Origin of the sequence: Arthrobacter sp. zg-Y1171 (genome assembly GCF_025244845.1) — a bacterium.
Lineage (GTDB): Bacteria > Actinomycetota > Actinomycetes > Actinomycetales > Micrococcaceae > Arthrobacter_B.
The window spans coordinates 703850-725741 of the sequence record NZ_CP104264.1; the positions used below are offsets into that span (position 1 = coordinate 703850).

Consider the following 21892-nt stretch of genomic DNA (forward strand, 5'->3'; position numbering starts at 1 on the left):
AGCTTGCGAGTGGAAAGGGCTTACCAGCGGACCTTCGGGACTGCACTCTTGGGAATTCCTGTTTTCCAGTTAGGGGGCCCGGGAATTTCGTCGGGATTGGCGAGGAAGTCATTCAATGCCTTCTCCGCCGTGCTCAGGCCGTGTACGAACACCACGGGTTCGCTATTCCCCTGCGGGGCGGTGACCTGGAAGCCGGAACCCGCTCCCGAAGATGACTGATCAACAATCAGTACGGCCCAGGTGTCCTGGTGGTCAACATCGGGATTGCGGTGGCACACCAGGCCCGTGGTGATACTTCCCGAGATTTGCAGGTGCGCAGATCCATGCTCAATCAGCAGCGAGTGCTTCGCCTTCCGGCCGCCGTCCATGGCGTGGAGTTCCGTGACTGCGGCCTGCCAGATTTCGCTGACCGAGTTAAATCCTCGATACCCCAAAAACCACTCTCCGGTGCGGGCATTCTTGCGCATCTCGATCCGCATCTCCTGCAGGCCAATTCCGGTCAGCATGCCGACAATGAGACCTAGATTCCATGCAAGCGCGGGCATGCCGACAATGAAAAAGGATAGACATGAGCCAATCAGGGCGGCGAGGAAAATCCACGGCGACCGGAGTGGAAGCAGCACGACTATGGCACCAAAGAGCAGACCAGCCCCAAGCAAAGGGAAATCAGAGGGCAACTTATCCTGATTTCCATAGACGAACACGTACACAGCACCAGCCAGAGCCATGACGGGAAAGAGGAGCGGCAAAAAGGGAGGCTTACGGGGAGGGCGTACCCCGCCCTTCAAAGCGCCGGGCTGTTGAGACATGAATGAGACCTTTCATAAATCCAGCAAAGAGCGAGGTTGCGGAGCCGATCCTATCCTTGAAAGGGAATAACAATCGAAGGCTTAACGGCATAAATGCCTGATTTTTCCAACGCCTTTCCGGCAGCCTAAAATGCCTCGCGACCAGCCAGACCTATCCCCGCACCAGCCCCAGCATCAGCCGGACAATTTCTTCCCCGGCCAGGATCCCGCGCGCCTCGGTGACCTGAAGGTGCGGATCGAAGTAGCCCGCGTCGTCCAGCTCGCCGTGCGCGGGACGGAACGCGACGTCGGCGCACTCCAGCATCGGCCGGTCCAGAAGGGAATCCCCGGCCGCGATGATGCGGTCCGCACCGATGCGGCGGGCAACCTCGGCAACGGCCTGCTGTTTGGTGACCGGCGTCGGCACGCAGTAGAGCTTGCGGCCCTGCAGCGACACGGTCCAGCCGCGCGCATCGCACCAGTCCTCCAGAGCCAGCAGGAACTCGCCGGGGAGGGCATCCCGGTCCACAATCGCGTACACGAACAGGTCCTCAGCGGAACGAAGCTTCAGAATCCATTCATGGAATTCAGGACGGCCCAGGTAGGCCTCGACCTCGGCCAGCGGCGCGCACCCGGAACCCACCAGGCCGCGCACGGAGGCCTGCCAGTCGGCGTCGGGCTCTCCATGGTGCAGGATGACGCCGCCATTGGTGGTGACGGCATACTCCGGCGTCGGGCCGGGCAGCTGGATGCGGCGGTACTGGGCCACGGTCCGCGTGGTCACGGGGACGAACACGGAGACTTCCGCGGCGGAGACCAGCAGCGCCTCGGCGGCACGGGTCATAAAGGACAGCGGCTTACCCTCATAGACTTCGGCCACCACCATGGCAGGAGCCAGGGCGTCCTCGGTGTTCAGGAACAGCGCGTTGGCGGAGTAGATCAGGGTGCGGTCCAGATCGGACGCGAGCATCGTCTTCACGCGTCGGCTCCCGGAACGGCAGCAGCAACGGCCCGTCCGTCGGCGCCCACGGCGCCGGCAGTGAACCGGGGATGGATCAGGCCCACGCAGCTGAACGGCAGGTCCGGCACTTCTTCCACGGGCACGCCGCGCTGTTCGGCCAGAAGCAGCACATGCGCCACGTCCTCCAGCGCCCCGGGATGCACCAGCACCTTCCACGGCACCCGGCGCAGCAGCACACGGGTGGTCTCGCCGACGCCGGGCTTCACCAGGTTCACGTTGTGGATGCCGTATTCCTCGCTTAGGCGCTCCACTGCCTGCCAGCCCACCCACGTGGGGGTCCGGTCCGCAGCAGCGAGTGACGCCGCAGCAGCCTCCGCTTCGGGGCGTACGTCGTCGAAGTGCCGTTCGATCGCCGTCAGGAAGTCCCGCGACACATCGGCGCCGGCCAGATGCGCGTAGAACTTCGCGCCGTGGAAATCGTCCGGCGCAATCAGGTCCTTGTTGAAGACCGTGCGGGACACCAGCCCGGAGACGGTCGAGTTCAGGCAGGCCGACGGAATCAGGTAATCCTCCCGCGTGCCGAACAGCCCCACGGAGTGGCCGGGATCGGCCAGCACCGCGAGCTCCGGGGAGAACCGCACGCCGTCGGTGGCTTCGAACTTATCCAGCGCCGCGGTCAGCTCGCGTGTGATGGCACCCTTGCCGGTCCAGCCGTCCACGAACAGGATCCGCTCGGGGGAGTACGTCCGCGCCAGATAACGCAGCGCCGTTTCATCCATCCCCACGCCGCGCACAATGCTCATGGTGTAGTGCGGCAGGTCCAGCCCATGCATCCGCTGCGCCCAACGGCGCATGAGGATCCCGATCGGTGTGCCGGCCCGGGCGAGCGACACCAGCACCGGTTCGCGGTTTCGGGCGGCCAGCGCCAGTTCGGTCACGGTGCCGACGGCGGACGCGACCCGGGGCGCGGAACGGCGCAGCGCCTCCTCGTACAGGTCCTGGTACTGGGCCGAGGGCAGGTACTCCATCGGCAGCGACTCCGCGTAGTTCGCCCCGCCGGACTGGATGGCCGCCTCCCGCTCGGCGGTGGGGGCCTCCAGCTTGGCGTCGCGCAGGTCCTTCAGCAGCCAGGTCACGTCCTCGGGCGCGTAGGACCCGAACTCCGGGCCGGTCAGCGGCACGGCCGCGGCAACGGAACCGGTCCAGTCCTCGGGCGCGGGGACATCGGCCGGCAACAGGACAACGACGACGGCGCCGGTCACCGCGCGCAGCGCCTCGGTCACGCTGCCGGGGCCGCTGATGGATGCAGGGTCGGTGCCGGGTTCGGGAAGGAGCACAATGCTGTCGAAGCCGGTGTCCGAGGCGCTGTCGTCGGCAGCTCGGCGGGGTCCGACGTTGTACGCGTGCCGCGGGCCGGGACCGTCCTCGGTGACATCGTGGCTGGCGAAGTCCACGGCATTGGCAATGGCGTAATCCGACCGGTCGATCGGGACGATGGGGGAACGGGTGGTGGTGGAGAACCGGACCGTGGCACCCGGCAGCGCTTCGGCCACGGCGTTGGCGATGGTCAGCGGCACATGGATGAATTCCTCGCAGCCCAGGACCAGCACCGATTCCGCCGAAGCGGGCAGTGCGGCGGAGATGCGGGAGGCAACGAGTGCCAGGCTCTCTGCCGAGACTGCTCCGGGCAGGGCGTCCGGCAGGGTGCCGAGGTATTCGGAGGAGATGCCGGCACGGTTGCCGAAGCGGTCGCTGCGCAGGCTGCGTGCGGCACTGGAGTAATCCAGCACGGTCACCCTACCGGGGTCGGAAACGGCAGCGGACAACGCGGCCGGCTCAGTACCGGCCGGCTCAGCGCCGGCGGGCTCTGCGCAGGCCGGCTCCGGAGGAGCCAATCCGCTAATCAGTTCCTCGGCCCGGGCCAGGATGTCCTCGCCCAGTTCGATGCTGCCCGTCCCCAGCGCGACCACGCGGATGCTGCAGCCCAGCGCGTCCGCGAGCTCGTCGAAACGGGCACGGTCGGCGTCCGAGCGCAGGTCGATCAGCGAGGCCACCACGTAGAGCGGATGCGGTGCGGCGGCATGCAGTTCGGTGATGGTGTTGATGACGGTGGCGCCGGTGCTGAGCTCATCGTCGACCAGCACCACGGGGGTAGGGCTGTTCAGCAGGGCAGGATCCACGGGCAGCAGCCGGTGCGAGGTAGCGTGCGAATGGGCTTCCTCGAAGGCGCCGTACGCCACCGCACCCGCGGGTGCGTGCCGGGTGGAATGGATGTAGTAGGAGCCCAGCATGTCGGCGACGAGCCGGCCCAGACCGGTGGCGGTCTCGGCGTAGCCGATGGTCACCACCTCGGGGTGGGCGACGGGCAGGTCCCAGAGCCGTTCACGGGCATACTGCAGCCGGGCGCGCGGTGTGCGGGCCGCGGCGTGCCGGCCGCCGTCGTCGTTTGCCCGCCTGGATCCGGCTGTACTCTCGCAGTCCTCGAGCACCGCCGCAAGGTCGGCTGCGACGCCGCGCAGCACGGCGTCGTCCACCGTGCTGCCGAGTGCCGCTCCGGCCAGTGCGCCGAGAAGCTCTCCGGCAGCCAGGACGAGCGCCGGTTCGGTAGGTACATGTTTGGCCAGCACGCGGGACACGAGCAGGTGCGCGCGGCGGGGGTTGCGGCGCAATGCCAGTCCCACCAGGTCCTCTACCGGCAACAGCGCTGCAGGATCAGAGGTGATCCGCACTCCCAGGGCCTCGTTCACAAATCCGCCGGTCCAGGGGTGGTGCTTCAATTCATGCTCGCTTCCAGAAGATCTACATAGGTGATGTCGGGGGCTGCCACGCCGAAGGCAGCGGCCCGGACGAGGGTGGAAGCTGCCCACGCCTGATGCGGTTTCATTTCGTTCATCTTGTTGCGGTACGGCGACGCCGCGGCGCCGCCCCCGGCCTCGCCGGAAATGTGGAGGGCATCCAGGTATGCCTCGTGGCTGATCACGGACATGGCGTGGACCAGGGGAACATGCGAGGGGTGGATGACGGTCTTGCCGAGCAGTCCGTTGGCCTGGTCCAGTTCGATTTCGCGGATGAGCCCGTCCAGGTTCGCCGTCAGCAGCCGCTGGCGCAGGCCCAGCTCGTCGGCGTCCGCGAAGGGGGAGGAACGAAGCATCGGGCGCAGCAGGCGCTCGCCGGAGCTGTAGTGTTCCCAGACCGGGCCGCTGATGACAAAGCCGCCCGGCCTGCCGAGCATGTTGACGATGTCCCCGATCACCGCGGAGACCACCTTGACGTCGTAAATGGTGAGGTCCCGGGAACGGCGCAGCCCGTAGGCGCTGGACATGTCCGTGGCGCCGATCCGCACGGCCAGGATGTCCGGCCGGTTCGCTTCCAGTACGTCGAAGATGCCGCCGAGGGTATGCGTGCGGGTCTCGGCGTGGATCATCAGCGGAGACTCGAGGATCGGCATGATCCGCAGCGGCCTGGCACCGGGATCGGCGGCCCAGCGGGCGTCGTTCACGGTGTGCAGGGCGTCGAGGAAGCGCTGGGCGGCACCGGACGTGTTCTCGAACTTCGGAATCACGAACCCGGTGAGGACGTCCAGGGTCTGCCCGCCGCGTTCTGCGAGGCCCAGCAGCTGTTCGGGCGTGCGGACGCGGACGAAGAGCATCAGGTCTTCGGGGTCGCCGGCTTTCCGGATGCCGGCAGCGTGCAGCTCGGCGAGGGCTTCCACCACGTTGGTCTCCGCTGCCGGAACCTCGGCGTCGGCAATGGAATCCTCCAGGCAGATGACCATGCTGACGGCTCCGCGGGCAGCCTGTTTGCGGACGTCCTTGACCAGGTCCGGGCGGGTTGCGGGGCAGTAAAGCGTGGCCCCGAGCGCGGTCGCCAGCAGTCCGGCGTCGGAATCGAGGGTCAGTTCCTGCGGTGCGAGGTGGAACAGACGGGCGGTTTCCGGCTCGCTGAGGTAGGAGAAATGGCGCACCGGGCTACCGCCCCTGGTAGGGGAGGCGGGTGGTCATGGTGAAGCCGAAGGCCTCCCAGATGGCTTTGAACTCCATGCCGTACGGCAGTTCCTCGGCCCGGAGCTCGAGTACGTCGTCAATGCGGATCACGGAGAGCGCGTAGTAGCTGCGGTGGCCGGCCTGCGCCGGGATGGTCACCGACTTGCCGTTGTAGACCCCCACGCTCATGGGCTGCTTCGGCTTCGGGAAGAACAGTGCCCGGCGCAGCATTCGAACATGGCGCAGCGGAACCAGCGCGAGGTCATCTTCATAGCCGACCAGCGGCCGGTTGCCCGGAGCCTGGACCTGGACGCCGTCCAGGTCTTCGGGCCGGAACTCGCCGGCGGAAATGGAGCCGGTGCTGTATCCCGGGCCCTCCCACACCGCACGCACGGTACCGGCAACCACGAGGCTGCCCACGGCGGATTCCATGGGGGTCAGGCGCAGTACCGGGTTCTGCCGGTCCAGGCTGCGCAGCTCGCCCATGCCCGGTGCCGGGAAGAGCCTGTTGTGCAGGGGCTCCACCCGTACCGGTTCGGAAGTGCGGGAGGACGACGTTGGCCGTGGTGCTGCGGGGGCAGCGGCCCGGCTGCTGGCCGCCTCGGCATTCGGGGACAAGCCCAGCGAAAGCGACGGGGAGACCGACGGCGCGGGCTGCTGCCGCGGCGGCGGGGACAGTGAAAGGGACCCCGGAGCCGGAGCCGGAGCCGGAGTAGCAGGGGTGGCCGGCCGGGCGGCGGGGGTGGACGCGTGGGGTGTGGAAGTGCGCGGCGCTGCGGCAGGGGCCGGCGGCGTCCGCGGCGGGGGGGCAGCCTGCGGCGCCGGGGCAGCTTGGGGCGCAGCCGGAGCGGCAGCGCGCGGTTTAACCCGGCGGCTCAGGAAGGGAAGGTCGGTGCGGACGGCCGACGAGCGGTTGACGGCCATCGCCTAGAGATCGAATCCGAAGTCGGCAGCCAGTCCGCGCAGGCCGGTGGTGTACCCCTGGCCCAGGGCGCGGAACTTCCAGTCGGTGCGGTGCCGGTACAGCTCGCCGAACATCATGGCGGTGATGCTGTCCCGGTTCGCCGAGGGCAGGTCGAACCGGACCAGCTCCCCGCCGTTGGGCCGTGCCACCCGGATGTAGGCGCTGCGCACGGCGGCGAAGGTGCCCGGTCCGCGCATCTCCGGGTCGGCGTAGACGGCGAAGACGATCTTGGAGACGGCGTCCGGCACCCGGGACAGGTCGACGTCGATCTGCTCGGTGTCGTCGTCGCCCTCGAACACCACGGAACCCTCCGGGCTGGCGATCTGGTTGAAGAAGACCAGGTGCTCGTCGGAGAGGACCCGGCCGTCGGAGCCGCACAGCAGGGTCAGCGGAACGAGTTCGGCGGCGGGCCCGCGGCTGGGGATCACGTCCCAGCCCAGTCCCACCAGGACGGAGCTGAGGCCGGGGTTTTCGGCGGTGAGGGCGGCATTGGCGCCGGCTACCAGGGTTCCCATCAGCGGTCCCCGAGGGTCAGGGAGGAGGGGGAGAACTTGTCATCGAGGAACCGTCCGTGGGTGGACAGCTCGGCAATGGCGCCGGTGCGGACCTGGTTCTCCAGGTCCCGGGCAATGCCTTCCAGGATGGTGAGTTGGTCAACGAGCAATGTGGTGGCCTCTGAACTCTCGGTCCGCTCCCGGTCGCTGAGGGCCACGTAGGCACGCAGGGGCGTAGGGAGGTAATTGGTAATGATGGCGTTGAGCAGCACGCGCTGCTCGGTGGAGGCGCCGTGGCTGCCCACGTATTCGACCAACGGCGCCAGGATGTCATCGATCTGCCGGACCATGGAGGACACCAGGGTCGGCAGGGCGGCGCCCGCCCGGCGCACGGCCCTGCGCAGGTTCTCCAGGGACTTCACGGTCTCCTGGTGTTCGGCGTCAGGGCCCGACGGCGGCGTGGCCGCGGACAGCGCCGGTGGCGGTTCCGGCTCCGGCGAGTTGCCGAAGAGGGAACCGAAGAACCTGCCTACTGCCATGGCCTGCTCCTACCCACCGGTGCTGTCCTGCCCGGCATTTAGCGGGACTCGCTCTGGCGGGAGCGCTCGAGGTACGGCTTGGCCTGCGTGATGGTGGATTCCAGGGACTTCACGGTCCCTTCCATATTGCGGGCCGCTTCCGAGCGGAACGTGTCGATCGCGTCCATGGTCTGGTACACGTTGTCGAACGCCTTCTGCAGGGTTTCCACGCTCACGCCGGAGCTGGAGGCCTGCTGGTGGATCCGGGCGGTCTGGTCCTTGAGCATTTCGCTGGTGCTCAGGATCATGTTGTTCGTGGTGGTGTTCACCGCGTCGATCTGGTCCAGCACCATCTTCTGGTTGGCCAGGGCCTGGGCCACGATGACGGCGGTGCGCAGCGCGGAAATGGTGGTGGTGCGCGCCCGCTCCACACCCTTGATCAGTTCCACGTTGTTCTTGCGGATCAGGTCCATGGCGAGGTAGCCCTGCACGGACACGGCCAGCTGGGTGAGGATGTCCTGGCGGCGCTGGCGGATGGGGAAGAGGACATCCGCTTCCAGGGCGTTGGCCTGCTCGATCTGCCCGGAGTTCTTGAGCTTGTCCACCTTTTCCACGCAGGCCGCATCCAGGGACTCGGCGAGCACGGAGTATTCGCTCAGGGTCTGCATGGTCTTCCACAGCTCCACCTTTTCCCCGGCGAGGGAGGCGTTGTCCTTGAGCAGTTCATCCTGGCCGGCCATCAGGGCCTTGATGATCTTGTCCAGCTGGACCTGCGCGGACTCGTACTTCTGGAAGTACTTCGCCAGCTTGTTGCCGCCGGGGATGATGCCGAGGATCTTGCGTCCGGTGCCCAGGTTCGCCTGGTTCGGGGTGAGGTCCTCGACGGTGCTGCGCAGGTCGCCCAGGGTGACGGCGACCTTCTTCTGCGCATCGTTGCCGGACTTCTTCGCCCCGGCCACGGAGGTGGAGGAACGGTCCAGCAGACGGGTGGAGTATCCGGCGGACTGCACCATTTCCGCACCGGCCAGCTTGTTGATGGAATCCACCTGGGCGGTGAACTCGGGGCTGCGGGCGTCCAGCTTGGAGACTTCCTCCATGAACGACTTGGCCTGGGCGGCGATTTCGACGCGGCGTTCCTCCGGCACCGGAACCATGCCCGGGGCGCTCTCGGGAGCGACCGGAGCGGGCGGTTCCGGGGCTTTCAGCACCAGGGCGGCTTCGGTGGCGTCCGGGGGAGTCAACGGTGTGGTCATGGTCCAGCCTTTTCTTGTGAGCTGCGTATACGGATGCGGGGAGTGTCCCGGCCTGCGGAACACTCCCCGCAGGGTGTAACTGGAAAAGCGAGTCTAGCTGAGCTGCACGCCGAAATCGGTGGCGATGCCGGCCAGGCCGGTGGCGTAGCCCTGGCCTACGGCCTTGAACTTCCACTCGCCGTTGTTGCGGTACACCTCGGCGAAGATCATGGAGGTCTCCGGCGCGGCGTCCTCGCTGAGGTCGAAGCGGACAATCTCGCTGTCGTTTTCCTGGTTGATGACACGGCAGTACGCTCCGCGGACCTGGCCGAAGTTCTGGTTACGAGCCTCGGCCTGGTCGATGGAAACCACAATGACCACGCGGTCGACGTCGGCGGCCATCTGCGTCAGGTCGATCTGGATCTGCTCGTCGTCACCTTCGCCGGCGCCGGAACGGTTGTCGCCCAGGTGGGTGACGGAGCCGTCCTTGGCAGCGGGCTGGTTGTAGAAGATGAAGTCGTCGGAGGAGCGCACCTTGCCGTTGGCTGCGATCATCAGCGCCGAGGCATCCAGGTCGAAGGGTTCGCCCGTGGTGGTGCGCGGGTCCCAGCCCAGGCCGACTACGGCCTTCTGGAGTCCGGGATCGGTTTTGGTGAGGGAAAGGTTGTTGCCCTTGGTGAGGGTCAGTCCTGCCATGGTGTTCAGCTCCTTGTAGACGTGGGGATTAGTCGAGGGCGATGCCGAAGTCGGTGGCAACCCCGTACAGCCCGGACGCGTAGCCCTGGCCGATGGCGCGGAACTTCCACTCTCCGCGGTTGCGGTAGATCTCGGCGAAAATCATGCAGGTTTCCGCTGCGGCGTCTTCACTGAGGTCGTAGCGGACCACCTCAGCGTCGGTGTCCTGGTTGACCACGCGGCAGTACGCATCGCGCACCTGCCCGAAGTTCTGGTGCCGCGCTTCGGCCTGGTCGATGGAGACCACAATGACCACGCGGTCGACGTCGTCGGTCAGGATGCTGAGGTCAATCAGGATCTGCTCGTCGTCGCCGTCGCCCTGGCCGGTGCGGTTATCGCCCTGGTGGACCACCGAGCCGTCCTTGGCGGACAGCTGGTTGTAGAAAATGAAGTCATCCTGGGAGCGCACCTTGCCGTCGGCTCCGAGCAGCAGAGCGGAGGCGTCCAGGTCGAACGGATCTCCGCTGGTGGTGCGCGGATCCCAGCCCAGGCCGATCAGGGCCCGTTCCAGGCCCGGGTCAGCCTTGGTGAGGGAAAGGTTGCTTCCTTTTGAAAGTGTCAGGCCGGACAAGGTGCTCTCCTTACGGATGGGCGGGTGGTTAGAGCGAGCGGGCTGCGGTGGGGATCAGGTCCATCACGGTGCGCCCCTGGGCGCGTTCGCCGATGGCCTTGAAGCTCCAGCCGGACCCCTCGCGGCCGACCTTGGCCATCACCATGGCGGTGTGGTTGCCGGCGTCGGTCAGCTGGTAGCGGGCGATTTCCGGGCTGCCGGGCGTGGAATCGTCGACCAGGCGGCAGAACGCGTTCTCGACCTGGTCGAAGGTCTGCCGGCTGTAGCTGGAGATCACGAACACGATGTTCTGCACTGCGGGGGAGACGGCTGCCAGGTTCACCAGGATGACCTCGTCGTCGCCCTCGCCGGCGCCGGTGAGGTTGTCGCCGGTGTGCTTGGCGGAGCCGTCCTTGCTCGCGAGCTGGCCGTACCAGACCTGGTCAACAGCGTTGCCGTTGGCGTCGAAGAAGATGGCCGAGGCATCGAGGTCCACTTCCGCGGTCTTCTTGCCGCCGAACAGTCCCCGCTTGACCGGGGCAGCGGAATCCCAGCCCAGTCCCAGGCGGGTCTTGCTCAGTGCTCCGCCGTCCTTCTTCGTCAGTGACAGCGACTGACCTTTCTGCAGGCTCAGGCCCATGATTCTCCCTCGTTAGTTTGTGTAAACAGGATCTTTGGATGCACCGGCGGACTTCGCTGCGCGCTTGTTACGCACAATCGAGGAGGTCAGCGACGCGAGGATGAAGACCACGCCGATCAAGCCGGTGATGACCTCGTTGATCTCGATTTCGATGGTGAGCAGCAGGATGGCCGCCAGGGCGCCGATGGCCCAGTGGGCACCGTGGTCCAGGTAAACGAACTCGTCCAGGGTGCCCTGCTTCACGAGGAACACGGTCAGGGACCGGACGAAGATCGCACCGATGAGGCCAAGGCCCAGGGCAATGATGATCGGGTCCGAGGTGATGGCGAAGGCGCCGATGACACCGTCGAAGGAGAAGGACGCGTCAATGACTTCCAGGTAGAGGAAGAGCATGAAGGCGGCCTTGCCGGTGGCCTTCACCAGGGCGCCGTTGCCGGACTTCGGGGCGCGTGCCTCGACGTCGTCGGCATCGAAGTCGTCGTCGCCGTCGACGTCGAACATGTCACCCAGGCCGGTGACCAGCAGGTAGGTGATCAGGCCGGCGGCGCCGGCGATGAAGACGTCAGTGGTGTGCGAGGGATCCGAGAGGGCACCGGCGGCCAGCAGGGCACCGAGGCCGACGATCAGGGAGGCGCCGTTGACCTTGCCGACCTTAGCGAACGGGGTTTCCAGCCAGCGCAGCCAGCGGATGTCCCGGTCTTCGAACATGAAGTCAAGGAAGATCATCAGCAGGAACAGGCCGCCGAAGGCGGCGATCTGCGGGTGGGCTTCATGCAGGAGGTAGCCGTAGCTGCCCGGCTCGTCCGGATCGCCCTTCTCGAGGGCCAGCTGCAGCGCTTCGATCGGGTTGATGCTGGCGGTGACGCCCACAATGACCAGCGGGAAGACGATGCGCATGCCGACGACGGCGATGAGGATGCCCACGGTGAGGAACATCTTCTGCCAGAAGGGGCTCATTTTTTCGAGAATGCGCGCGTTGACCACGGCATTGTCGAAGCTAAGGCTGATTTCGAGAACGCCCAGGATGGCGCAGAGGATGAGTGCCTCTACCCCGCCGTAGAAGAACGCCGTTACCAGCGCGGCGGCCGTGATAACAAACGACCAACCGAAAGTTTTGAAAAACACTCTGCTTGCAGCTCCTTCAGTTCCTGCGCGCAGCCGGTGGGGGCGGAAAGGGCAAAAACTAGGTAGAGGATGGCTTCATCCGAATCGAATTAGGCTTCAGTATGTCGCACCCCGGACACCGCGGGCAACTACCGGCGGTGACGTTCGCGGAGAGGGTAGAGCCAGGGGAGTGCAGGGCGCCAGAGCAGCGGCCGACTGCGGCAGTCCGTTGAGTCCTTTTGACGAGGCGGCGGCGATTGGGCGGCGGCCCTCGCGGTCTGAAAGAATAATGGAAAGCCTGCTTACTCAGGCACCCATTTGAAGGAGGACTGCATGCAGGACGAAAAGTTTGGGAACGGAAATCCGGAACCGGTTATGAACATTCCGGCAGCAGACGTCGTCAGCGGCGGCGCATCCGCCGCCCCGCCCGCGCAGGTGGACCCCGCCGAGGTTGCCGTCCTGGCCGAGGCCGAAGATCCGGGTACCGACCCGCTCCGGCTGCAGGAACTGGCCACCGACCACCCGCTGGCGCGCCCTGCGGTGGCAGCCAACCCCGCTGCCGGCCCGGAGCTGCTGGCCTGGCTCGGTGCGCTTGGCGACGCCGGCGTGAACGAAGCACTGGCGCGCCGCGGCGACCGCTAGCCTCCACTCCACTGGGAACGTCCCGTTGCACGAAGTCGATGCGGCGGGACGTTCCTTTTAAAGCGAAGCCTAGATCTCGGCGACGGCCACCAGCGGGAAGGTAGGCGTGGCGGACCCGCCCGCAGGCTCAACCGTCAGGGCCACGGCTCCGGCCTTGGCGACGTCGCCGCTGAGCCAGACGCTGACGTCCCCTCCGGAAAAGTGCGTATCCGGAATGGGAGTCTCGCCCTCGAGCAGCCACAGCTGGTACTCCCGTCCCTCGCCGGGATCCGGCAGGGTGTCCGCGACGAACAAGGCGGCATCCTCCTCCCGGGAAACAACCAGGGTGGCCGGTTGGCCGTTGACGTCGACGCGCTGCGTGGCGACATCCGGTGCGGCCAGCAGCCGGGTTTCCCGGTCCTGTTCCTGAGCTGCCTGCTGTTCCTGCTCGCGCTGCTCCGACTGGACCCCCAGGTTCCAGCCGGCCAGGCCGATTCCGGGGAGCAGGACCGCAGCCGCTGCGGCGGCAAGGAGACGACGCCCGCGGCGTCGTCGTCGTTCCTCCAGGGAGACGACGACGGCGGCCGGCCCGGTCCAGGGGCCGGGCAGCGGCTGGGTGCCGTGGATGGAAGACAATACGGAGCTGCGCAGGGCAGGCGGGGGAGTCTGGGCCGTCTCCGCAGCAAGGCCGGCGGTGACTTCGGCATATTCGGCGACCTCCGCCTGGCAGCGGGGGCAGTCCGCCAGATGTTGTTCGAATTCTTCGCGCTCGGCAGGCTCCAGGGCGTCCACGGCATACAGCGGGGCGAGCTCATGGAGGTCCCCGGCGTTCTGGCTGTGCTGGTTCATGACTGTCCCCCCAAAGCCGAGCGAAGCTTCTTCAACCCGTCACGGATCCGTGCCTTGGCCGTGCCCAACGGGATATCCAGGCGCAGGGCAACCTCCTGATAGGTGAATCCCTGGTAGTAGGCCAAGGCAACGGCTTCGCGCTGGAGCGGGGTGAGGGTGCTCAACCCGTTCTGCACCTCGTGGGTTTTCATCCCCTGCTCCACTTCCTGCCATGTCTGGTCCACTGGCGTTCCCGTCCGTTGGTCCTCGTAGGTCTGTTCCCGCTCGCGTTCACGGGCCACCTGGCGTACCCGGTCCACTGCCCTGCGGTGGGCAAGGGTGCATAACCATCCCAGCACTGTCCCGCGCGCCGGGTCGAAACGTGCGGATTGCTGCCAGGCCATCAAATAGACCTCCTGGACAACTTCGGCCGCGATTTCCGGAGACCTGGTCACCCGCACCGCCAGCCCGTACACCTTGGCGGAGGTGGCGTCATACAGGGCCGCGAAACTGGTTTCGTCACCTTCGCCGCAGCGTCGCACCAGATCGGCGAGCCCGGGCCCTCGGTCCTCGTGCCCGTCGTCCGGTGCGGAGGCAGGCCGAGCGGTGAAGTCCGTCGGGCCGGTTCCCGAGTCAGTCATGGGCTCCCACAGGTCATCCCTTCGACGACGGCCCCCGGCCGAGGCAACGGACGGGGAGATGTTCGCTGAGAACACTGTCATACTTTTGCACCGCGCAGATACCGAGTCTCCATACCCAGTGTTCGCAGCCGGGCCGCCGATGGATGGGTGCCCCTCTTATCTCCCCGGACAGGTAGCCCGCACAGATTTCAAAGTAATTTCCCTCACGACCCATCCGGGAACGGATCGGCTCCGAACCTTCCATGTCTAACGACCGATGCACGCACCTCGATGTGCACACCGACACGACGAAGGAACCGATCATGAACAAGAAGATGCGCCTGCTTGCCGTTCCCACCCTGGCCCTGGGTGCGCTGGCCCTTTCGACGGGTCCCGCCATGGCCCACGGCGAAGACTCTTGGTCGAGCCAGGCCACGCTGAACACCATGAACAATTCGGGCACCACCGGACAGGCCATGGTGGAGGTGCACGGCATGGAAGCAAAGGTCACGGTCAACGTCTCCGGTGCGGCCGAGACCTTCATGGACGGCCCCTTCCCGCACGCCCAGCACATCCACATCGCTGCCCAGGGTGTCTGCCCCGGTCCCGATGCGGACACCGACGGCGACGGCGTCGTCAACACCACCGAGGGACACCCGTTCTACGGCCACATCGGCAACTCGCTTACCACCGAGGGCGACACCAGTGCAGACTCCGCGCTGGCCATCGATCGTTTCCCGGGCGGATCCGCCTACACCTACGAGCGCACCTTCGAACTGACTCCGGAGACCGCAGCATCACTGAAGGATGGGTCCGCGGTAGTGGTAGTCCACGGCGTGGATCCCGCGCTGATGCCCGCCGCCGCAGCGGAGAAGATGTCCGACCTCGATGAGACGCTGCCTGCCGCAGCGACCCTCCCCGCGGCCTGTGGCACGCTCGCCGGTTCGCAGATGGATGCGATGCCCGAAGGCGGAGCGGACACCGGGGTCGAGGCAGCAGCCGGCAACGGCAACACCGCCGGAATTGCCGTAGCCGGCGCCGGTGTCCTGGCCCTGGCCGGTGGGGCGATGGCTATCCGCCGTCGTGCCAACGCCTAAGACTGACCCCCGTAGCTGAAGCGTCGATTCCCATGACGGCATCCCGCCCCGGCCGCCGCGCAGGACTGATGTCCTGCGCGGCGGCCGCGCTTCTCCTGCTCTCCGGGTGCAGCGGCACAGCCGCCCCGGAGACCGGACCACTTACAACAACCACGACGACGGCGGCCTCCCCGGATTCCACGGCCCCCGCGCCAAGCCAGCCTGCAGCCCCGCAGGCTGACTCTCCTCCGGTGCTGGCACCCTCCGCGCCGGTGTCCTTAACTATCCCTGCCACCGGCACCGAATCCCGGCTCCTGCGTCTAGGACTGCGGGAGGACGGTTCCTTGGAAGTTCCGCCGGAGCCTCCCGGATCGCCGGCGAGCTGGTACACGGGATCGCCCACCCCGGGGGAGCGCGGGCCCGCCGTGCTGCTGGGACATGTCAACGCCACCGGCGGGGGCGAGGGAGTCTTTGCCGGCCTGCGGAACCTGGTGCCCGGCGACCGGCTTGAAATTGCCCGGGAAGACGGGACCACCGCGGTCTTCTCGGTGGACCGGGGAGAGCAATACGGCAAGGACGAGTTCCCTACGCTCGCGGTCTACGGCAATACCGCCGGTGCGGAGCTGCGCCTGATCACCTGCGACGGTTTTGACCCTTCCACCGGAACCTTTGACGACAACTACGTTGTTTACGCCAGTCTCACCCGCTGAACCTGCCCCCCAACCGAACCAAGGCCCGTGCTAGGGTCTAGTGCCGTACGTATCTGTTGGCTCGGGGGGACCATCACTTACTCCTTCCGGGTCCTTGCTGACATCCTGGGGGAGTCTTGAAACACTGCACGTCCTGCGGCGCTGAACTGCAGCCGCATTGGAAATTCTGTACCAACTGCCAGGCGCCTCAGCCGGCACAGTCGGGCGGCGAAACCACCGCACCTCAGGGCACGGAAGCCAATGCGGCCCCGAATTCCGGAACGCACCGCACCGACTCCCCGCAGGACGCAGCCCCGCAGGCAGCCTCCCCGCAGGCAGCCTTCCCTCAGACCGAGCCGCAGGCCGTCGACTCCCAGAGTCCGGCCGAGCAGCCGACGCAGCGCTTCGACCAGGCTCCGGCCGAGCAGCAGACGCAGCGCTTCGACCAGGCTCCGGCCCAGCAGCATCCGGCCCAGCAGCACAGCGAACAGCAGACCGCAGCCATGCGCGCTCCGGGAGCACCGACTTCAGTTTTCGACCCGCCCTTTGTCTCGCACGCCGCATCCCAGCCCGGCACCGGCTACGCCGGCTCAGGTCACGCCTCCGGAGGCCCGGAGGCAGGCGGTCCTAACTCAGGCGGTCCGACTTACGGCGCTCCCAACGACGGCGGCCCCGCCGGCCCGCAGGGACCCACCGGACCCGGCGCGCCGTCGTCGGGCGGCAAGAAGCCTTCCCGCAAGCTGACGATCATCCTGGTCTCCGTACTGGCACTCCTGGTCATCCTGGGGCTGGCGGCGTTCTTCATCGTGCAGAACATGGTCCGCGGAGGTGCCGGGTCCGCCGAAAGCGCAGCCGACAAGGTGGTGGAGGCCATCGAGTCCAAGGACATCATTGGACTGGCCACCATGGTGCCGCCGGAGGAACGCGAACCGCTCCAGCGCATCCAGGAACAAGTGATGGACAAGGTCGAGGAATTCGGCCTGGAGGAAGCGATTAACAAGGTCGCCGACGAAGACGCCGACGTCGACGACGAACTGACTTTTGACGGCATCAGCATCACCTTCGAGGGTGTCGATCCCGAGGTCACCGAGATCGACGACTCCACTGCGCTGATCACGTACACCACCGGTGAGGCACGGATCCAGCTGGATCCGGCGGAAACCACCGGAGCCATCCGCTCCGGTCTCGAGGCAGGCGGCTACGAAGACGAAGAAAAGATCGATGAAACCGTCCAGCTCAACGAACTTGGAGCGGACGGCTCTCCGCTGACCCTGGTGGCCACGGAACGTGGCGGCCGTTGGTACGTGAGCCCGATGTACAGCATCGCCGAAATCATCAACGAGGGTGAAGGGAATGACCGCGGCAGCGTTCCCGAAACAGCGGGCGGCAGCGACAGCCCGGCTGCAGCAGCGCAGGCCGCAGTGGAGGCGGTGCCGGAGGTGGTTTCCGAGGGAAGCCTGGAGCCGCTGGCCGGGACGCTGTCCATCCACGAAGGCAGCCTGCTGTACCTGTACCAGGACCTGTTTGACGACATGATGGCCGGGGCGGGCGGCGAAGAGCTGAACATCAGCGACGTGCGCTTCACGGACGGTGACAAGGACGGCGACCGTGCCGTCGCCGTCGTCGAGAACATCACCGTTGAAAGCGAATACGGCGACAAGATCACCCTGACCAGCGATTGCATCGAAGGCGAGCGGGAGTCCGACAGCATCTGCTTCGGCGATTCCGGTTACTCCATTGAGCCCTCCGTGGAGATGCTGGGCGGGGCGAAGATCATGAGCCTGACCACCATCGAGGAGGACGGCAAGTGGCGGGTGAGCCTGGGACACACCGTCGCGGACTGGATCATCAACTGGACCGATTCCCTGACCCGTGAGCAGGCCCTGGCCCTGATGCAGCTCGCGAACACCGAGGACGCCACCGGAGATATCAGCGTGGACGAATCCACCGAGGTGGAGTTCAACTCGGCCGGCTTCGCGGTCCTCAACCTGACGGTGGACGAGGACATGGCACTGCAGGCAGAAGACGGCGACTTCGGCGACATGCTGGTGTACTCCGAGGACGGCAAGGAGCAGATCGCGGACCTCGGATGGGGCGATGAGGTCGAGGCAGGCAACTACAAGCTCGTGGTCTTTGCCGGCCCGGAATGGCAGGAAGAGTTCGCTGAAAAGGGCACGGACTTCGAGTACTCCGCCGACCTGACCCTGGTTGAGGGGAAGGGATACGACTTCTCGAAGGGGTCTTACTCTGACTCGGATTACTCTGCGGGCTCAGTGCCTTCCGGTTCGTACATCAGCAGCGATTACGGTGTGCTCTCCACCGGTGCCTCGTCAGAGTCCGTGAAGAGCCACACCCTCTCGAGCACCGACGTCGAAGCCGATCTGGAGATCAGCGCACTCGGGTCAACGACTTCAACGATCGTGATTGGGGTCACGCTGGACGGTAAGGAAGAGAAAGTTGAAATCCCGGCAGGGGAGCGGACTGAATACTCCATCGCTTACCCCGCTGACGGGAAGGACCACGAGCTGAAAGTCCAGATACTGTCCTCGACTCCCGAGAGCGACTTCGCTCTTGTGAGCTATACGGTCGCGGTCAAGACGAAGTAGCACCGCTTCCCGGCGGCGGTTCAGCCCGCCGCCGGGTCTGCCGGACCACCGGCGTAAATGATTCTTGAAGATCCAAGGAAGGCGTTATGAAATTCTGTCCCGAATGTGGGAAACAACAAGAACCGGGGGGCCGGTTCTGTGCGGAGTGCGGGTATGCCATAGGTGCCGCGCCCGCTTCTGCAGCCTCCGCGCCGGGTACGGAACCTGCCGCCCATCCCGCAGCACCAACCGCCGGATCGGTGGAAGACCGGCAGCTCGCCGCAGTCGGGGCAGGTCAGCACGGTTACGGCCAGCCCGGCCAGCCCGGCCAGGCCTACGGCCAGGGTGGGTACGGTCAGCCGACCCAGCAGCGTCAAGAGCAGCAGTATCCGGGTAACCCCGGCTACGGCCAGGCCCAGGCGCAGGCTTCCTCCGGCACCAAGCGTCCGTCCCCCTTTGCCGGGGTTCCGGTCAGCGACTACGTCCGGGACGGCATCGCGTTCCTGGCCCTCTTCGCCTCGCTGTTCATGACGTGGACCATCAGTACGAGCAGCTACGACGACGGCACCAAAGCCGGTGCCCGCGTCGACGTACTGCTGATTACCCTCCTGAGCATCCTGTCCCTGGGCATCAGCTACCTGTGGCGCGGCGGCGTCTTCGGCCCGACGGTCGGCTACCGGAAAATCCAGGACATTCGTCTACTGGCCAACCTCCCGTACATCATCCTGGTGCTGGTGTACTTCGTCATGAGCCTGGTATCGGGCTTCGGGGATGACAGCTACCGCTACCTGGGCGGCGCCGTCGCCGTCGGACTGGCCGGTGCCCTCCTCGCTGCACAGCCCCGGAAGGGTGAAATAGCCCCGGGCGACGTCGATCATGCCCGCCACCGGCGCTGGCTGTTCGTCATGCTGGGCATTGCGGGCTTTGCCGCAGTCGTCACCATCGTGCAGATCATCCTGTTTGTTATGGACGCGCATGACTACTACACAGGCGCCGGAGCGTGGCTGTTCCTGATTGCGCAGATTGTTGCTGCGCTCCTTGCAGTAGGGGTCCTGGGGCTTGTTGCCCTGAAGGTCTTCCGCGGCTCCGACGCCTGGCGCTTCGCCGGTGCGGCACTCGGTGTGGGCGCGGCTTTCCTCACCATGCTGGCACTCATGGGTGTGGATTCACTTGGGGAGGGCTTCTTCCCGGGGGTTGCCGGGTTCTCCACCTTCTTCTGGATGGCCTTCGGCGCTGCGGTTTCCGCTCCGTCCGTCGCCCGCACCACGCACCGGACCGCAGTTGCCCCTGCGGACCGGCTCACTGCCCTCCGACCCCTGCTGCTCCTGACCCTGATCCTGGCGTCGGCCCTGGCCGTCTTCATGGTGGTCGGGCTGGTGCAGACCCTGTTGGAGGACCTCGACGGCGTCGCCACGTGGTCCGTGGGCCTGGTCCTTGCGCTCCTGCTGGTGGCTGCCACCGTAGTGGTCCGGAAGCTTGCCGCCCGTGACGAGCGGTCCGCCTTCGTGATGGGCAGCGTGTATGCGGGTGCCCTGTTTGTCCTGTCGCTGATCCTCATGATCCTTTTCGAAGTCCAGGACCTGGATTATTCGACGACGCGCACCGCGCCGTTGCCGATCGGAACGGTCATGTCCCTGATCATGGTGCTGACCTGGGTTATGCCCTTCGCGGTTCTGGCCGTGCTTTGGCTGGACAAGGCTGCGCGGGCACACTTCAAGTCGCTGCCCGCTTCCGGAAACTCGGGCACCGGTTTCGCCTTTGAAGGGGCTCCGGCCCGGGCACAGGTTCCCGCCATTCCGACGCCGGCCACTTTCGTCGGGGCTCAGCAGCCGCAGTTCCCGCAGCAGGGCCAGCCCGCTGGACAGCCCGTTCAGCAGCAGGCACCGGTTCAGCCCCAGCAGCAGGCGCCGGTTCAGCCCCAGCGGGCTCCCGTGCAGGAACCGGTGGTGGAACAGGCTCCCGTCCAGGCGCCCCAGCACGCAGCTCCCGTCCAGGAACCCGTGCAGACTGCGGTAACCGAGTCGCCGGACCAGGACCAGGACCCGGACCAGGGCCAGGACCAGGACGAGGAAGTGTCCGAGGACACCGTTCGGCGTACGCCGGCCGCTGACCCGGATGCCGCCCTCCTGGCCGAAGCTGCCGATCCGGCCACACCCCTGGTCCGGCTCCAGGAGCTGGCTACCCACCCGCGGGCCCGGGTAGTCGTGGCAGCCAACCCGTCCACCTACCCGGCACTGCTGACCTGGCTGAGCCAGCTCGGCGATCCGGCCGTGAACGAGGCGCTGGGCCGCCGTCGGTAACCGGCCCTTAGTAATAGGTATGAAGCGGCGGCCGACGTCGTTGGTACGGGTTATCACTGCCAACGACGCCGGCCGCCGGCCTTTAACTTCCACCCGCTCAAGGATTCAGGGGCGCTCATGAAAAACTCCGCAGGCCCTGGCGCGAAGCGGCGTGCAGCAGCCGGCATCGTGGGGGCCGCAATACTGCTCTCCGGGTGCTCGACCGCCCCTGCCGCGGGACCGCCGTCGGGCAGTACGACGACGGCGTCGGCGGCCAGCCCCGATCCCACCCCGAGCCCAACCCCCACGCCGTTACCGCCCCGGCCCTCGGGCTGGCTCGCGGAGGTAACCGGCGACGCCGGACGCCTGGCTATCCTCGGTGACTCCTTCGCCGCGGGAGAGGGGGCCGGCGATTACCAGCCTGCGGTACCCGGCGTCCGGGATTCCTGCCACCGCAGCCTCCACCCGCCCGCTGCGGAACTGTTTGCCCCGCAGAACATCGCGAACCTCGCATGTTCCCGGGCCACCACCGGGCACCTGACCGCTCCGCAACGACTGGCCGCCCTGGATCCCGGAGCCGGACCGACTACCGACCCCGGCACGGTCCCGGCGCAGCTGGAGCAGCTGCAGGGCTTCGAACCGACCTTGGTGGTGCTCTCGGTGGGCGGCAACAACCTCGACTTCGCCGGAATCCTGCAGGCCTGCCTGCTGGAAACCACTCCCTGCAGCGATGACCCGCAGCTGGCCGCCCACGCGGCGGAGCAGCTGTCCGGCCTCGAGGCCGACCTAATGGACGCCTATGCCAGCGTCGCGACGGCCGTCCCTGCTCCCGTGCTGGTGCTTCCGTACCCCCAGCTTTTCGATGAGCCAGACGGCGACTGCGGCCGGCTCAGCACGGAGGAGCAACGCTTCGGCCGGGACCTCATCAATGACTTGAACGCCGTCATCCGGTCCGCCGTGGACAGCTCCTCCGCGCCGAACGTCTACTACGTGGACGCCGTCGAACAGGCCCTGGCCGGACACGGCGCCTGCAGCCCGGAACCGTTTGTCCATGCCGCGGATGTCTCCGGGCTGCTGCAGGCCGCCGATTCGGTTACCGCCAGCCAGGAGCTGCTGCACCCCACCTCTGCGGGCTACCGTGCCATGACGGCGGAGCTGGTCCGCTGGGCCGCAGGGCACCCCGTGCCGCAGTGAGCCGCATCACGGCAAAGCCCGGCGGCTGCGT

Annotated in this window: 21 protein-coding genes; 7 read left to right on the plus strand and 14 right to left on the minus strand. The window is 66.6% G+C overall.

The genetic code is table 11. The features are described from left to right. Positions 1 to 20 precede the first annotated feature (20 nt). The 5 genes from N2L00_RS03355 to N2L00_RS03375 all read right to left on the minus strand — a co-directional run bounded on the left by N2L00_RS03355 (position 21) and on the right by N2L00_RS03375 (position 6257). Positions 21 to 809, minus strand: coding sequence for a hypothetical protein (locus N2L00_RS03355; protein ID WP_255863854.1), 789 nt, complete (start codon positions 807 to 809; stop codon positions 21 to 23). A gap of 151 nt (positions 810 to 960) precedes the next feature. Further along, positions 961 to 1758: an HAD family hydrolase gene (locus N2L00_RS03360; protein WP_255863872.1), complete on the minus strand. Its 798-nt coding sequence runs from the start codon at positions 1756 to 1758 to the stop codon at positions 961 to 963. Between the two features lie 5 nt (positions 1759 to 1763). Next, complete coding sequence (locus N2L00_RS03365; protein ID WP_255863855.1) at positions 1764 to 4526, minus strand: phosphoribosyltransferase domain-containing protein; 2763 nt, start codon at positions 4524 to 4526, stop codon at positions 1764 to 1766. Beyond that, positions 4523 to 5713, minus strand: coding sequence for an HpcH/HpaI aldolase/citrate lyase family protein (locus tag N2L00_RS03370; protein WP_255863856.1), 1191 nt, complete (start codon positions 5711 to 5713; stop codon positions 4523 to 4525). The genes N2L00_RS03365 and N2L00_RS03370 overlap by 4 nt, the downstream gene beginning before the upstream one ends. Positions 5714 to 5717: 4 nt before the next feature. Continuing rightward, a complete protein-coding gene (locus tag N2L00_RS03375) occupies positions 5718 to 6257 on the minus strand; it encodes a hypothetical protein (protein ID WP_255863857.1) in 540 nt (179 codons plus the stop codon). Positions 6258 to 6273: 16 nt separating this feature from the next. On the opposite strand from N2L00_RS03375, the gene N2L00_RS03380 reads away from it, so the two are divergent. Beyond that, positions 6274 to 6663, plus strand: coding sequence for a hypothetical protein (locus N2L00_RS03380; protein ID WP_255863858.1), 390 nt, complete (start codon positions 6274 to 6276; stop codon positions 6661 to 6663). On the opposite strand, the gene N2L00_RS03385 is transcribed toward N2L00_RS03380, so the two are convergent. The 7 genes from N2L00_RS03385 to N2L00_RS03415 all read right to left on the minus strand — a co-directional run bounded on the left by N2L00_RS03385 (position 6660) and on the right by N2L00_RS03415 (position 11990). Next, a complete protein-coding gene (locus N2L00_RS03385) occupies positions 6660 to 7211 on the minus strand; it encodes a TerD family protein (RefSeq protein WP_255766830.1) in 552 nt (183 codons plus the stop codon). The genes N2L00_RS03380 and N2L00_RS03385 overlap by 4 nt on opposite strands. Continuing rightward, positions 7211 to 7729, minus strand: coding sequence for a hypothetical protein (locus N2L00_RS03390; protein ID WP_255766831.1), 519 nt, complete (start codon positions 7727 to 7729; stop codon positions 7211 to 7213). The genes N2L00_RS03385 and N2L00_RS03390 overlap by 1 nt, the downstream gene beginning before the upstream one ends. A 38-nt stretch (positions 7730 to 7767) precedes the next feature. Beyond that, positions 7768 to 8961 carry a toxic anion resistance protein gene (locus tag N2L00_RS03395; RefSeq protein WP_227923330.1) on the minus strand — a complete coding sequence of 398 codons (1194 nt, stop codon included), beginning with the start codon at positions 8959 to 8961 and terminating at the stop codon, positions 7768 to 7770. Between the two features lie 93 nt (positions 8962 to 9054). Next, positions 9055 to 9636, minus strand: coding sequence for a TerD family protein (locus tag N2L00_RS03400; RefSeq protein ID WP_255766832.1), 582 nt, complete (start codon positions 9634 to 9636; stop codon positions 9055 to 9057). A 28-nt stretch (positions 9637 to 9664) separates the two neighbouring features. After that, complete coding sequence (locus N2L00_RS03405; protein ID WP_255766833.1) at positions 9665 to 10246, minus strand: TerD family protein; 582 nt, start codon at positions 10244 to 10246, stop codon at positions 9665 to 9667. A 28-nt stretch (positions 10247 to 10274) separates the two neighbouring features. Beyond that, a complete protein-coding gene (locus N2L00_RS03410) occupies positions 10275 to 10865 on the minus strand; it encodes a TerD family protein (protein WP_255766834.1) in 591 nt (196 codons plus the stop codon). Between the two features lie 12 nt (positions 10866 to 10877). Then, positions 10878 to 11990 (minus strand): DUF475 domain-containing protein, encoded by a 1113-nt coding sequence (locus N2L00_RS03415; protein ID WP_255766835.1) that lies wholly within the window; start codon positions 11988 to 11990, stop codon positions 10878 to 10880. Positions 11991 to 12302: 312 nt separating this feature from the next. Here N2L00_RS03415 and N2L00_RS03420 point away from each other — a divergent pair, with 312 nt between their 5' ends. After that, on the plus strand, positions 12303 to 12611 hold the full coding sequence (locus tag N2L00_RS03420; protein ID WP_255863859.1) for a hypothetical protein: 309 nt from the start codon (positions 12303 to 12305) through the stop codon (positions 12609 to 12611). Positions 12612 to 12680: 69 nt separating this feature from the next. Here the strand turns inward: N2L00_RS03420 and N2L00_RS03425 are convergent, their stop codons facing one another. Both N2L00_RS03425 and N2L00_RS03430 read right to left on the minus strand, forming a co-directional pair. Then, a complete protein-coding gene (locus tag N2L00_RS03425; protein ID WP_255863860.1) occupies positions 12681 to 13439 on the minus strand; it encodes an anti-sigma factor domain-containing protein in 759 nt (252 codons plus the stop codon). Beyond that, positions 13436 to 14134, minus strand: coding sequence for a sigma-70 family RNA polymerase sigma factor (locus N2L00_RS03430; RefSeq protein ID WP_255863861.1), 699 nt, complete (start codon positions 14132 to 14134; stop codon positions 13436 to 13438). Before N2L00_RS03430 ends, N2L00_RS03425 begins: the two co-directional genes overlap by 4 nt. 167 nt (positions 14135 to 14301) lie before the next feature. Between N2L00_RS03430 and N2L00_RS03435 the strand changes: the two genes are divergently transcribed. The 5 genes from N2L00_RS03435 to N2L00_RS03455 all read left to right on the plus strand — a co-directional run bounded on the left by N2L00_RS03435 (position 14302) and on the right by N2L00_RS03455 (position 21861). Beyond that, positions 14302 to 15135 (plus strand): hypothetical protein, encoded by an 834-nt coding sequence (locus tag N2L00_RS03435; RefSeq protein WP_255863862.1) that lies wholly within the window; start codon positions 14302 to 14304, stop codon positions 15133 to 15135. Between the two features lie 32 nt (positions 15136 to 15167). Then, positions 15168 to 15824 carry a class F sortase gene (locus tag N2L00_RS03440; RefSeq protein ID WP_260554472.1) on the plus strand — a complete coding sequence of 219 codons (657 nt, stop codon included), beginning with the start codon at positions 15168 to 15170 and terminating at the stop codon, positions 15822 to 15824. Positions 15825 to 15940: 116 nt separating this feature from the next. Then, complete coding sequence (locus tag N2L00_RS03445; RefSeq protein WP_255863559.1) at positions 15941 to 18409, plus strand: hypothetical protein; 2469 nt, start codon at positions 15941 to 15943, stop codon at positions 18407 to 18409. 239 nt (positions 18410 to 18648) lie between these two features. Continuing rightward, positions 18649 to 20688: a hypothetical protein gene (locus tag N2L00_RS03450; RefSeq protein WP_255863558.1), complete on the plus strand. Its 2040-nt coding sequence runs from the start codon at positions 18649 to 18651 to the stop codon at positions 20686 to 20688. A 117-nt stretch (positions 20689 to 20805) separates the two neighbouring features. After that, positions 20806 to 21861: an SGNH/GDSL hydrolase family protein gene (locus N2L00_RS03455; protein WP_255863557.1), complete on the plus strand. Its 1056-nt coding sequence runs from the start codon at positions 20806 to 20808 to the stop codon at positions 21859 to 21861. Positions 21862 to 21892 lie beyond the last annotated feature (31 nt).